Raw genomic sequence first — 12,728 nt, forward strand, 5'->3', positions numbered from 1 at the left:
GATTCGAAGTTAAGCGATGCGCCGATAAAGGGTTTCGAGACCTTCAAAAACAGGATGTTTTTGCAGAGCCCCCAGGGATGGGTTTACGGCGTGTCTCGGAACCCTTTATCGGCGTAGCGCGCCCGGTAACCAACTAGCGGTACCCTGAAATTCAGGGGACCGCTTAAGATTACTCAGGCGACATCAATCAAAGAAACACTTCCATCCGGCATGACTTCCGCCATCTGGCCTTCCGGCTCTTCCAGGAACAGCAAGGTAACAAAGCCCAGTACCGCAGTACACGCAATCACCAGGAAGAAGGTCTCGTAAGAAACCATGCTAAGAACAGTCAGGTAAAACACCGCACCCACATTACCGTAAGCACCGGTCATCCCCGCAATCTGCCCGGTCAGGCGGCGCTTGATCAGCGGCACCACTGCAAACACCGCCCCCTCACCAGATTGAACGAAGAAAGAACAAGCCATCGCCGCGGCCACCGCCAGATACAATGGCCACTCCGAATTGATCATGCTCATGGTCAGGTAACCAACCGCCAGGCCCGCCGTCAGGATCAGCAGCGTACTCTTGCGCCCAAAACGGTCACTGATCAGACCGCCCGCCGGACGGGACATCAGGTTCATAAATGCATAAGCGGAAGCCAGCAGACCCGCCTTCACCGGATCCAGCGTAAACGTCTCCGAGAAAAACAGCGGCAGCATCGAAATTACCGCCAGCTCAGAACCGAAAGTGGCAAAGTAGAGAATGTTCAGCACCGCAACCTGCTTGAACTTGTAGCGGTGCATCGGATCCGGCAGCTTCACAAACACTTCTTTATTAATGTCGTAACACTTCTTCGCATCGAAAGCGTAGAGCGCCACAAGTGAAACATAAATCGCGATAGCCACCGGCTGCGCCAGCATGCCCACACCGCTTGGAGAAAGCTTCCAGGTCAGCAGCGCCAGCGCCGCGTACATCGGCAGCTTCATGATCAACAACAGCACGAAGTCCGAAGGACTGGAAACTTCCATGCCGCCGATTTTTTTCGGCTTGAAGTAAGTGCCGCCCTTCGGAGTATCGGTTACCGAGCGGTAGTAAATCACACTGTATACCAGCGCAATCACACCGGTGATACCGATCGCATAGCGCCAGCCGTCTTCACCGCCAAACAGCAGAGCGATGGTCGGCAGGGTCATGGCGCCAGCGGCGGAACCGAAGTTGCCCCAGCCACCGTAGATTCCCTCCGCGGTACCCAGCTGCTTGGCCGGGAACCACTCGGATACCATGCGGATACCGATGACAAAGCCCGCACCGATAAATCCCAGCAGGAAACGGCCAATGGCTGCCGCCATAAAGCTGTCTGCCAGCGCGAAGATAAAACAGGGAATACTGCCAATTGCCAGCAGCAGGGAGTAAGTCAGGCGCGGGCCGTACTTGTCCGTCAGCATGCCGATGATGACCCGCGCGGGAATGGTCAGCGCCACGTTCAGGATCAACAGGGTTTTTACCTGCTCAGAGGTCAGCGACAGGCTGTCGGCAATGGCCATCAGCAGCGGCGCATGGTTGAACCAGGCAAAGAAGGTAATAAAGAAAGCAATCCAGGTCAGGTGCAGCACCCGGATCTTTCCCGTGAAGGAAAACAGATTTATTGAATCACTGGACATGGACTTATCCCGTTAGTTATGAATTTCTGACCTGAGAGAAAAGGGCGCTTCCCACATCGGGAGTCCCATCTCCAACAGGCTTAACAGCGGGGAGTTGAACGCGGTTTCTGATACTCGCTTTGTTAACTCTCTCTCATCAGCCACCTGCCATGCGGGCATAAAAAAAGCCCACGGGCACAGCTGGGCTGTTGCCGGTGGACTTCGTTGTCCGCTATTTCGTTTTTTGGTGCCGCGCAATATTTGTGGCGGTCTCCCTATTTGTTATTCAAGTTCTGTGCCATATCTGGGCACCTGGGAGAAACTGGTGCGTAGACCCAGTATTTATTGGGGCGCAATCACGCCGGAGATGAAAATGGCGACATTGAGGTATTTGACTGCGCACCAACTGGTGCGCCAGGTCCGTACAACTGCCCTGTTTTGGGTTTTCCTGTGCGCCGGGGTACAGACTGGTGCACTCCGGTCGTGCAGCGGCGCTGTGCCCCTCCGGGCAAAAATTAAACGGTGCGAGTCTGATGCGGCGTTTTGTGACGGATAAAATCCAGAGTCTGCTGATACAGGTCTGAGCGGAACAGCTCCGCGCTATTGTCATCGGTCGGCGCAATTTCGTTGCACAGTGCGAGTAGTTCGCGGGCCTTCTTTTCGGTGGGTCGGCCGTGTTCCGTGGTGGGGTTGGCGAACACGTGCCAGCCGGGGTTTTTGCTCGGTGTCTGTCCACCCGGTGCCACCAGTTCGTCATCCAGGGAAGCGGCGATGGTGGCCGCGGGCAGATCCAGATATTCCGGGCGCGCGAGAATGGCCACGGCATCCCGGCGCTGGCTGCGGTCGCACAGCCAGGCGCAGGCTTCGAGCAAGGCGGCGCGCAGTGCCAGGTGGGTTGCCGGGTTGGCCTCGTGCCAGCTGCGGGTCACCGCCAGTACCTTTTCCGGCATGGTGGGCATCAGCGTGTTGCTCGGTGTAGCGATGACGCCGATCTCTTCCTGTACCGCCAGCGTATTCCAGGGTTCCCCCACACAGAAACCATCGATATCCCCGCGACGCAGGTGATCCACCATCTGCTCCGGCGGCAGTACCACGATACGCACATCGCCATCGGGGTTGATACCGGCGCTGGACAGCCAGTGGCGTAACTGCAGGGTGTGGCTGGCGAAGGGGTACACGCTGGCGAAGGTCAACGGTTTGGCAGCCGTGTCGCGCTTGTCCAGGTGGGCCTTGAGTGCGGCGCCGGTGCCTTCGGGGTGATTGCCGAGGACTTCGTACAGAGAGTGCGACAGGGTAATGGCGTTGCCGTTACAGCTCAGGATCAGGCCACTGAGCAGTTGCTCGTCACAGTGGGGCAGGGTCTGCTCCAGGGTCAGTGGCATGGGGGCGAGAATGGACGCGGCATCGGCGGCACCGCCGATCAGCTTGTCGCGCAGGGTAGCCCAGGAGGTTTCTCGCTGCAGCTCGACCCGCAGGCCGTAGCGCTCGAAAAAGCCCAATTCGTGGGCGATGATCAGGGGCGCGCTGTCGGTCAGGCGCAGGTACAGGAGTTTCAGGTTGGGCTTTTCTGCTTGCAGGCTGCTCACGGTTTTACTCTCGAATTCTTTCATTTATTAATTGGCGCGGGCCGCACGTTATTTCGTCGGTGTCTGCAGGTGCGCGACTATCTGCTCCGCCACGTTGCGCATGGTGGAGTTGCTGTTCATGGCCAGGGTGCGAAGTGTCTGGTGCGCCGCCTGTTCGCTGATGTTCTTGCGCGCCATCAGCAGGCCCTTGGCGCGTTCGATAATCTTGCGCTCATCCAGCTGCTGCTGGGTGCGTTGCAGGGACTGGCGCAGGTGCTGGTAACTGCGGAACTGGGCCATGGCAATTTCGATCGCCGGCGCGACCCGCTCTGCGGATAGCCCCTCTGCCATATAGGCGCTGACCCCGGCCTCCACCGCACTGGTGATGAACTCGGCGCCGCCGCGGGCGGAAAACATCGCCACGGGTGTGGGGTTGTGCTGGTTGATGACCGAGAGGCTCTCGAGAATGTCGCGGTCGGGGGATTCGATATCGATCAGCACGATATCCGGCCGGTGTCGCTCTACCTGAAACAGCAGGCCCTCGGCACTGGAGAGTTGCGCAAGCAGTTTGTAGCCGGCAGCGCTCAGCTGCTCGCCCACCATAGCGGCGCGCTCTGGCTGGTCGTCGACCAGCAGAATACTAATGGGTGTCGTCGTCATCGCTCTTAGAACTTCAGTTCGAACTGCAGCCAGAATTTGTCCGTATCGCTGCTGAAATCGTCAGCATCGTACGTGGCATATTTGGCGAGCAGGCCGATATTTTTTGTTATGGAATAGGTCGCTACCAGGTCGAGTTCATTGCCGTACTCCCGGCTGTCGCGATCGCTATAGAATTTATGTACCTTCGCTGCAATCTTGATGCCAGAGACAACGACTGAGCCGCCAGCGTAGTAATCGCGGATGCCGTCTACCGGCGTGGTCAGGAACTTGTCGGCAAAGCCCTGGAATTTGTGCAGGGTGGCCAGCGGCGTCTGGAACGCCCACTGGTCGTCGCCCGTCAGCCACTCCGTTCCCACAACACCGGTTAACTTGTACTTTTGTACCGGCTTGGTACCGAATTCCGCGTTGTAATACTCCGCCCGGTAGTCGTAGGGGTTGCGGCCAATATCACTCTGGGTGGCGGCGCGAAGGTGCCAGCGGAAGGTGTCACAATCCACCGCCCACTCCAGGCCAACGGTGGCACTGGCGAGCTGTTCCTGCTCGTGGAAGTCGAGGCTGTAGATGAAACCTTTCAGGGTTTGGTTGGGGCGGATCTTGTAATCGACGTCCAGTGCATTGACCGGGCCGCCCAGGTTACCGTCGGCGCCGTCAGGGCCGAAGATTCGGTTCACATTCCACGAATAGGTGTAATCGAGGGACAGCCTGTCGTTAAAGTCCCACTCGGCGCGGAATGCGTCGTAAGTCTGTTCGTTCTGGCGCCAGCCCACCCCGCCGATAAAGCGCTGGTCGTCGTAGTTGATGCGCTGGCGGCCCACAGTGAATATTCCCTGTTCCAGCGCATAGCTGACCTGCGCGCGATTCATTTCGCTGTAGTCCGGATCGGCGATCACCGGGTACCGGGTTTTGCCGTTTTCGGTATTGTTGAATTTTTCGCTGCTGATATAGGTGACATTGTCGCCTTCCAGCAGAAACTCCCAGCCGTCCCAGCGGCCGCTGGTCCAGGTGGCGCGGCTGCGCAGGGTGCCCGCGGTGGCGTGGTGGGGGAAGGCCACATCGCGCACGTGTTCATAGCGCGGGCGGAAATTCAGGTTGAAGGTGCTTTCGCGGATCATATCCCCGGCGTTCTGTACCACATTGTCGTCGGCAAACACGAGGTACGGGGCCGTACACATGAGAACTGCGCTAGCGGATAAAGTGTGTACAGTAGTATGCAGTGCTCTTTTGGAGCTTGAAGGCATGACATTCTCCCGGATACTTTCCATGGGCATAAAAAAAGCCCGGCGACACTGATTGTGTTGCCGGGCTTCTTTGCCAATGGCATTTATACAATCAAAACTCGTACCAATTGATTCCAATCTAGCTGAGACTGGTAAAACTGTGGCCGCGCCAGTAAAAGTGGTGCACTGTGTGGCGCCGGACCGCACACTTCAGGTGCGGATTGGTGTAATCATGCGTCGTAATGGTGCGAAAATTGGCGCGGCTAAATTGCTGCGGGTGTGCCCTGGGCGCGCCCCGGGTTGTACAGGAAAGATGTAAATCAGATGACCGTGAACTCTGAATTTTCCAGCGGGCAGGGCAGTCGGCAAGCGGTGGGCAAGCGTGTTTGTCCGGTGGTACTGGCTGGCGGATTGTCCAGTCGCATGGGAAAAGACAAGGCACTGCTAAAATTATCCAATGGGCACACTCTGTTAGAGCAGGCCAAAGAGGTACTGGAGACGTTCACCCTGCCGCAAGGTGTCGAGCGATTGGCCACGCTGGTCAGTGGCACCCGCCCTGGTGGCGTGGCGGACCGGTATCCGACAGCGGGGCCGCTGGGTGGCCTGCAGGCTGTGGCTGCACACCTGCAGGAGTGGGAAATCTCCTGTGACGCCCTGCTGGTGATCCCGGTGGATATGCCGCTATTGAGCCCCGCGCTGCTGCAACAATTGTGTGCCGCCGGGCAGGCGGTGGAGCAGGCGGTGTGTTTCGGAGAGTTTTACCTGCCCTGCTGGCTGCCGCTGGACGATCGCTGCAGGCGGTATCTCGACGCCGCAGCCCAGGGCAATGCCATCGCCTCCATACGCGCGCTGTATGGCTATATCGGCTGTATGCAGTTGCCGGTACCCGCTGGGGACTGGCATTTGAACGTCAACCGGCCGGAGGACTTTCAGCGCCTGGCGCGCTAGGGGATAGCCTCTTCTCATCAAGGCGGGGGCGCAGGGGGCTACGAATCAGGGTTCCGGGACAGGGAGGTATTTGTCCATGGCAACGCGGTTAATGATGTGCGCTCTGCTGTTGCTGCTCGGCGGCTGCGGCCTGCGCCAGCCTCCGGAACTCAAGCTGGCGGTGGACGCGAGTTTCCATCCGGCGGTAGAAGCATTGCGCCAGGGATTCGAGGCCGATTGCAACTGCAGGCTGCGCGTAACCGCCGGTGCCAGCGGCTTGCTGTATGGACAGATCCGCGCCGGAGAACCTTTCGACCTGTTTCTCTCCGCCGATACGGCGCGCCCGGTGCTGCTGGAAAAGGCCGGGCTGACGGTACCCGCAAGCCGCCAGACCTATGCCCGCGGCCAGCTGGCCCTGTGGGTCAGCCGCGAAATCTCCACCGATAAATCCTCCGGTTTTTCCACCCTCAGCGCAAAGCTCGCGCGCACCGACACTGCGCTCACTCCGCGGCAGTTGATTCTGCTGCTGGGGCGCGGCAAGCACAAAGTGGTGGTGGCGGACCCGCAACTGGCTCCGGACGGCGATGCCGCGGTAAAAATGCTCAAGAAGCTGCGCCTGTGGCCGCGCATGCGCGGGCGGGTGATCTATGCGGGGCACGCGGGCCACGCCAAGATCCTGTTGCACCAGGGGCAGGGGGATATGGGGCTGATCCCCTACGGGCAGGCCCTGGCCACCGGCAGCCGCGGGCAGTTCATGCGGATTCCCGCGCACTTCTATCCACCGATTCACCAGCAGATGGTTATTTTGCGCAGCACCCGTGAGCGCGCCCTGGCGATCCGTCTGCTGCAATACCTGCGTTCGGATGCGGTGCAGAAGCAACTGGCCGATCTGGGTTTTCTGGCAGCAGAAGATTCGTCTGCTGGCGCTCGGTAAAATCGAAGGGAAAGTCGTACGCTAAACAACCAGTTTCAATAGAAAAGGTTTCAATTAACTCCAATTTAATGAATAACCATAAATGGTTTTAATTGTTACCTATTCCAATGCTGAATTATTCCCATATCAAAGCGTTATTATTTTCGCGATTAAATAGAAACTGTTTGGAATAGTTAATTAAATAATCTTTTATATGAATCTGTGCGGGTATTTTTTCGGTAATTTTTCTATTCGAGCAGCTTGCTCTCACTTGCAGTTAAATTTGACTAAATGTCACTAAAGTCAGCTTTCTCCTGCGGTTTTTCGTTACTCGTGTAACTTAATCCACTGTTTTTTAACCGATTTTCGGCATTTTCAATAAAAATACGCTAAACGAGTAATAAGAATCCTCTATTTCCGTTGGCCTTATTTATTCTCTTTAATTCATCGTCCTACCGAAACGGATTTAGTTTTTCCGGGAAAAATTTTTTTTCCGGAGGGGACCGCTTTCACGCCAAAATCAGATAATCCTGATGACGGGATGTGTTAATCGGGATTAAATGTCAGCGGTACACAATTGACCCGGAAAATCGGGTCGGCTCATTTTCAGAGCTTTATAAACTTTTATAACAATGACAATTTTAAAAACGGGAGCACAAACGGTGATTATTGCCATACCAAAGGAGACCGCGCCGGGCGAGGCGCGGGTCGCGGCATCGCCAGCCAGCGTAAAGCGCTTACAGGCGCTGGGCTTTGATGTTGTCATCGAACAGGGGGCCGGTGAGGCAGCCAGCTTCCCCGATGCGGAATACGAGCAGGCCGGGGCCAAGCTGTGTGCCAACGCAGCAGAGTGCCTGAGCCAGGCGGGCATCGTACTGAAAGTACAGCAGCCCAATGACACGGAGCTGGACCTGATCCCCAGCGGCGCCACCCTGGTGGCCTTCCTCAAGCCGGCGCAGAACGAAGCGCTGCTGAAGAAGCTGGCGGACAAAAACATCAACGCGCTGGCCGTGGAATCCATTCCGCGAATTTCCCGCGCACAGAAAATGGATGCGTTGAGCTCCATGGCCAACATCGCCGGCTACCGCGCGGTGATCGAGGCGGCCCACGAGTTCGGCCGTTTCTTTACCGGCCAGATCACTGCCGCGGGCAAGATCCCGCCGGCCAAGGTGCTGGTCATCGGCGCCGGTGTTGCGGGCCTGTCCGCCATCGGTACCGCGAAAAGCATGGGTGCCATCGTGCGCGCCTTCGACACCCGCCCGGAAGTGCGCGAGCAGGTGGAGTCCATGGGGGCGGAATTCCTCACCGTGGAGATCGAAGAGGATGGCTCCGGCACTGGCGGCTACGCCAAGCAGATGTCGAAAGAGTTTATCGACGCCGAAATGGCCCTGTTCCGCGAGCAGGCCAAGGAAGTGGACATTGTCATCACCACTGCACTGATCCCCGGCAAGCCGGCGCCGAAGCTGTGGCTGGCGGACATGGTGGAAACCATGGCCGACGGTTCCGTGGTGGTGGACCTGGCCGCGGAAATGGGCGGTAACTGTGACTTTACCGAAGCGGACAAGAAGGTCGTCAAGAGCGGCGTGACCATCCTCGGTTACACCAATCTGGCGAGCCGCGCGGCTACCCAGTCCTCCACCCTGTACGCCACCAACCTGTGTCACCTGTTGACCGACATGACACCGGAGAAGAACGGCGAGATCGTCATCAACTTCGAGGACGAAGCGGTCCGTGGCGCCACCGTGGTGAAGGAAGGTGAAATCACCTGGCCGCCGCCCGCGCCGAAAATTTCTGCCGCACCGCCGCAGAAAAAGCCGGAGCCGCAGATTGAAGTAGAGCCCAAGCCGGAGAAGAAATCTTCACCGCTGTCCCTGGTGGCCTTCTGGGCCGTGGCCGGTGCACTGTTGCTGGCCCTGGGTAAATCCGCACCGGCGGACTTTGTTGCCCACTTCACCGTGTTTGTACTGTCCATCTTTATCGGCTGGCAGGTGATCTGGAACGTATCCCACGCCCTGCACACTCCGCTGATGAGTGTGACCAATGCCATTTCCGGCATCGTGATCATCGGTGCGCTGTTGCAGGTGGGGGCCACCGGTTCCTTCCTTGTCACCGTCATGGCATTCATCGCGGTACTGTTTGCCAGTATCAACATATTCGGCGGGTTCTTCGTTACCCACCGCATGCTTAAAATGTTCCGTCGCTAAGGAGAAACAGACATGAATAGTGTAATTTCCATGGCTTATCTGTTCTCCGCGGTGATGTTCATTCTGAGCCTCGGCGGACTGTCTACCCACGAGACCGCGAGACGCGGCAACTACTACGGAATGGTGGGTATGGCTGTTGCCATCATCGCCACCGTGGCCGGTATCACTTCCGGTGCTTACCTGCCTGTGGCCATCGCCATGGGCGTGGGTGCGGTGATCGGTATCCACCTGGCGCGCAAGGTAGAAATGACTGCCATGCCGCAGCTGGTTGCCCTGCTGCACAGCTTTGTCGGTCTCGCCGCCGTGCTGATCGGCTGGGGCGGCTACCTGGATCCGCGCATCAATCTCGAAGGTGCGGCGCACATCGTGCACAACTCCGAGATCTTCATCGGCGTATTTATCGGTGCCATCACCCTGACCGGTTCCATCGTTGCCTTCGGCAAACTGCAGGGGCTGATCTCCGGTAAACCACTGATGCTGCCGGCGCGCCACTGGCTGAACCTGATCGCTCTGGTGATCTGTGTGGTACTGGGCGCCCAGTTCATCCCGGCGGATGTGAGCAACGCCACCATCATCAACCTGCTGGTGATGACCGGTATCGCGCTGCTGCTGGGTATCCACCTGATCGCCGCGATCGGCGGTGCCGACATGCCGGTAGTGATCTCCATGCTGAACAGCTACTCCGGCTGGGCTGCGGCGGCCACTGGTTTCATGCTCAGCAATGACCTGCTGATCGTGATCGGTGCCCTGGTTGGCTCCTCCGGTGCCATCCTCAGCTACATCATGTGTCGCGGTATGAACCGTTCCTTCGTCAGCGTGATCCTGGGCGGTTTCGGTTCCGACGGCGCCGTTGCCTCCTCCGATGGCGAGGAAGAGGGTGAAGCGGTTGCCACCACCCACGACGAGCTGGCGGACGACCTGAAAGCGGCCAAGAGCATCGTGATCGTACCCGGCTTCGGTATGGCAGTGGCCCACGCCCAGCAGGCGGTGAGCGACCTCACTGACAAGCTGCGCAAGGCCGGCAAGACCGTGCGCTTCGGTATCCACCCGGTAGCGGGCCGTCTGCCCGGACACATGAACGTACTGCTGGCAGAAGCCAACGTGCCGTACGACATCGTGCTGGAGATGGAAGAGATCAATGACGACTTCCCGGAAACCGATCTGGTACTGGTGATCGGTGCCAACGACACCGTCAACCCGGACGCGGTGGAGAAGCCCGGCTCCCCCATCGCCGGCATGCCGGTACTGGAAGTGTGGAAGGCAGGCAAAGTGGTGGTGCTGAAGCGCTCCATGGCCTCCGGTTACGCCGGCGTTGCCAACCCGCTGTTCTACAAAGACAACTCCCGCATGCTGTTCGGCGACGCCAAAGACAGCCTGCAGAGTGTCCTCGGCAAGCTGAACCCGGCCTGATGCTCTCGGGACGGTAACGCACAGCCCGGAAACGGCCCCGCGAGGGGCCGTTTTTTTATGCCCGTCAGGCCTGTACAGGTGCCGGTAGAGAGTCTCGCCCATTGGTCAGGCCGGTGGTAACCTATGCCATCAGAGCACCAACTATAAAAAGATCTGAACATGGCAACCGTATCCCGATACTCGTTTTCCCGCCTCAGCGCGTTAAAAAATCCACTCCGTCTTCCCCTGGGAATTCTTGCGATCTCCGCACTCTCCACGCTGACCGCCTGCGGTGGTGGCGGAGGTGGTGGTTCAGATGATGGAGATACCGGTATCACACCCCCTCCCATCAATCAGGCACCGGCGGTGCTGACCCTGACTGGCGATGAAAATGCGCAGGCGGGGGATTCCGTGGGGGTGGTGGCGAGCCTCACCGAGCAGGGCTACAACCGCTTCGTGTGGGAGCAGTTGTCCGGGCCAAACGTCGAGCCCCTCGCGGGTAATGGCTCCGCGGGTATCAGCTTCGATGCGGTGTTCAGCGGCCAGTACAGTTTCCAGCTCACCGCCAGCAATCCCCTGGGGGAGCAGCACACTGCAACCTTCGATATCTCTGTTGCGTCTGCAGCCAACAGCGGCACCCAGGTCCAGCTGCGCGCGGACCGCTCGGTGAGCGAGGGCGCGGACTTTTCCCTGCGCCTGAATGCCAGTACGTCCAGTGGCACCAATCCGTCGTGGGAGTTTCGGCAGTTGTCCGGCCCCACCGCTCAGCTGAGCGAGGACGACTCCGGCCAGCCGCTGCTATTCGTTACCGCCCCGGAGGTCGCCGGTGACCAGGTGCTGGTGTTCGAGGGCACCCTGACCACCAGCGCCGGCTCATTCAGCGATATCGCCTATGTGGTGGTGCAGGACCGCCCGGAGGTGACCAGCGAATACTTCTGTGATGGCGACGGCGACTACTGTGCAAAAAGTTCGCCCCTGAACAGTGTGTATACCTACCGCGCAGACAGCCCCTACCGGGATTATCTGGCGGACTGCGTCTATTCCAATCAGCTGGTGGACGAGAGCCTGTGCACCCTGCGCGATCTTCCCGCCATCGGTATGGAAAGCAGTGCGCCCACCGTGGACCAGATCATGGATCACGTGCTGGTTTCCCACGACTGGATGGGCGCGCGTTTCGAGCGCTTCCTGAGCGAACTGGATCCCCACGATGATTTTGCGCGCCTGTTGCGCGCCACCACCGCGGTGGTGATCTCCAGCGATGTGCGCCCGTCGTTTTACTGGTCGCTCACCGGCGCCATCTATCTCGACCCCGAGAGCCTTTGGCTGACCCCGGAAGAGCGCGATGTGATCAACGAGCAGCCGGACTACCGCAGCGGCTTCGGTTCCGCGCTCAACTTCGTGACCCCCTGGCGCTACGTTAAAAACAACACCTACGCCTTCTCTTACTACTATCCGGCGGACCGCTTCAGCCGCAACTTCAGCGAGCTGGAGGCAGATCTGGGCTCGCTGCTGTACCACGAGCTGGCGCACGCTAACGACGCCCTGTCCCAGGACAAGATCAACAGCGGCCTGAACCCGGACGACATTTTCTTCAACCAGGCCCACGACAGCGCTTTCGTCAACGAGTCGGTGACCGCGGTCTATGGCCCGATGTCCCCCGAGCTGTATGCCCTGGCGGATGTGCGCTACCGGGGTGCCGAAGCCACCCTGGAGCAGCAGTCCTACACGCCTGGGGATGTGGCCGGATTCTTCTTCCCCGATAGCGCCAATGATTTCTACAGCTACACCACCCCCTGGGAAGACACCGCCATGCTGTTCGAGGAGGCCATGATGAGCCTCCGCTACGGCATCAAGCGGGATATCGCGGTGACCAATATGCCGATCCGTCCGCTGTCTGCGGACGACTACCAGGTGTATCAGGGGCAGCGCAGCCGTATTGGCGACGAGCGTATTCGCGCGCGCGCCACCACCGCGGTGCAGGGCCTGTTGCCGGAAGCCTGGGCGCAGGCGGACGCACACCTGCGCACCATTACCCCCATCGCGCTGTGTGCCGGAGAGGGTTGGGGGCAGAACCTGAACCCCGCCTGTGTCGGCGAATCCGGCCCGCTGCGCTTTGCCGCACCGCTGCCGAGCCGCGCCATCCCGATGCCCACCGAGCGTCCGCGCAGCTTCCTGCCGCCGACTCGGTTCTGAGTGGCGGGACGTGAATCGAGCTGTGAATGAACAACAAGATA

9 protein-coding genes are annotated in these 12,728 nt (G+C 59.0%); 5 read left to right on the top strand and 4 right to left on the bottom strand.

Annotated elements, in window-relative coordinates:
- Window positions 1–173: 173 nt before the first annotated feature.
- The 4 genes from ACONT6_RS02775 to ACONT6_RS02790 all read right to left on the bottom strand — a co-directional run bounded on the left by ACONT6_RS02775 (window position 174) and on the right by ACONT6_RS02790 (window position 5,016).
- A complete protein-coding gene (locus ACONT6_RS02775; RefSeq protein ID WP_428820316.1) occupies window positions 174–1,640 on the bottom strand; it encodes a NarK family nitrate/nitrite MFS transporter in 1,467 nt (488 codons plus the stop codon).
- A 494-nt stretch (window positions 1,641–2,134) separates the two neighbouring features.
- On the bottom strand, window positions 2,135–3,205 hold the full coding sequence (locus ACONT6_RS02780; protein ID WP_428820317.1) for a CmpA/NrtA family ABC transporter substrate-binding protein: 1,071 nt from the start codon (window positions 3,203–3,205) through the stop codon (window positions 2,135–2,137).
- 48 nt (window positions 3,206–3,253) lie between these two features.
- Window positions 3,254–3,844 carry an ANTAR domain-containing response regulator gene (locus ACONT6_RS02785; protein ID WP_428820318.1) on the bottom strand — a complete coding sequence of 197 codons (591 nt, stop codon included), beginning with the start codon at window positions 3,842–3,844 and terminating at the stop codon, window positions 3,254–3,256.
- Between the two features lie 5 nt (window positions 3,845–3,849).
- Window positions 3,850–5,016, bottom strand: coding sequence for an alginate export family protein (locus ACONT6_RS02790; protein ID WP_428820319.1), 1,167 nt, complete (start codon window positions 5,014–5,016; stop codon window positions 3,850–3,852).
- 369 nt (window positions 5,017–5,385) lie between these two features.
- On the opposite strand from ACONT6_RS02790, the gene mobA reads away from it, so the two are divergent.
- The 5 genes from mobA to ACONT6_RS02815 all read left to right on the top strand — a co-directional run bounded on the left by mobA (window position 5,386) and on the right by ACONT6_RS02815 (window position 12,687).
- Window positions 5,386–6,009: a molybdenum cofactor guanylyltransferase gene (gene mobA / locus ACONT6_RS02795; protein ID WP_428820320.1), complete on the top strand. Its 624-nt coding sequence runs from the start codon at window positions 5,386–5,388 to the stop codon at window positions 6,007–6,009.
- Between the two features lie 76 nt (window positions 6,010–6,085).
- Window positions 6,086–6,922 carry a molybdate ABC transporter substrate-binding protein gene (gene modA, locus ACONT6_RS02800; RefSeq protein ID WP_428820321.1) on the top strand — a complete coding sequence of 279 codons (837 nt, stop codon included), beginning with the start codon at window positions 6,086–6,088 and terminating at the stop codon, window positions 6,920–6,922.
- Between the two features lie 641 nt (window positions 6,923–7,563).
- Window positions 7,564–9,105: a Re/Si-specific NAD(P)(+) transhydrogenase subunit alpha gene (locus ACONT6_RS02805; protein WP_428820322.1), complete on the top strand. Its 1,542-nt coding sequence runs from the start codon at window positions 7,564–7,566 to the stop codon at window positions 9,103–9,105.
- 12 nt (window positions 9,106–9,117) lie between these two features.
- Entirely contained in the window at window positions 9,118–10,515 is a 1,398-nt protein-coding gene (gene pntB, locus ACONT6_RS02810; RefSeq protein ID WP_078084332.1) for a Re/Si-specific NAD(P)(+) transhydrogenase subunit beta, read from the top strand.
- Between the two features lie 159 nt (window positions 10,516–10,674).
- Entirely contained in the window at window positions 10,675–12,687 is a 2,013-nt protein-coding gene (locus tag ACONT6_RS02815; RefSeq protein ID WP_428820323.1) for a hypothetical protein, read from the top strand.
- Window positions 12,688–12,728 lie beyond the last annotated feature (41 nt).

The organism is Microbulbifer sp. MCCC 1A16149 (assembly GCF_050368945.1).
GTDB lineage: Bacteria > Pseudomonadota > Gammaproteobacteria > Pseudomonadales > Cellvibrionaceae > Microbulbifer.

Bases quoted from the DNA above. Each gene is read 5' to 3' on its own strand.
- pntB (WP_078084332.1), top strand. From the start codon at position 9,118: ATGAATAGTGTAATTTCCATGGCTTATCTGTTCTCCGCGGTGATGTTC.
- ACONT6_RS02785 (WP_428820318.1), bottom strand. From the start codon at position 3,844: ATGACGACGACACCCATTAGTATTCTGCTGGTCGACGACCAGCCAGAG.
- modA (WP_428820321.1), top strand. From the start codon at position 6,086: ATGGCAACGCGGTTAATGATGTGCGCTCTGCTGTTGCTGCTCGGCGGC.
- ACONT6_RS02790 (WP_428820319.1), bottom strand. From the start codon at position 5,016: ATGTGTACGGCCCCGTACCTCGTGTTTGCCGACGACAATGTGGTACAG.
- mobA (WP_428820320.1), top strand. From the start codon at position 5,386: ATGACCGTGAACTCTGAATTTTCCAGCGGGCAGGGCAGTCGGCAAGCG.
- ACONT6_RS02815 (WP_428820323.1), top strand. From the start codon at position 10,675: ATGGCAACCGTATCCCGATACTCGTTTTCCCGCCTCAGCGCGTTAAAA.
- ACONT6_RS02775 (WP_428820316.1), bottom strand. From the start codon at position 1,640: ATGTCCAGTGATTCAATAAATCTGTTTTCCTTCACGGGAAAGATCCGG.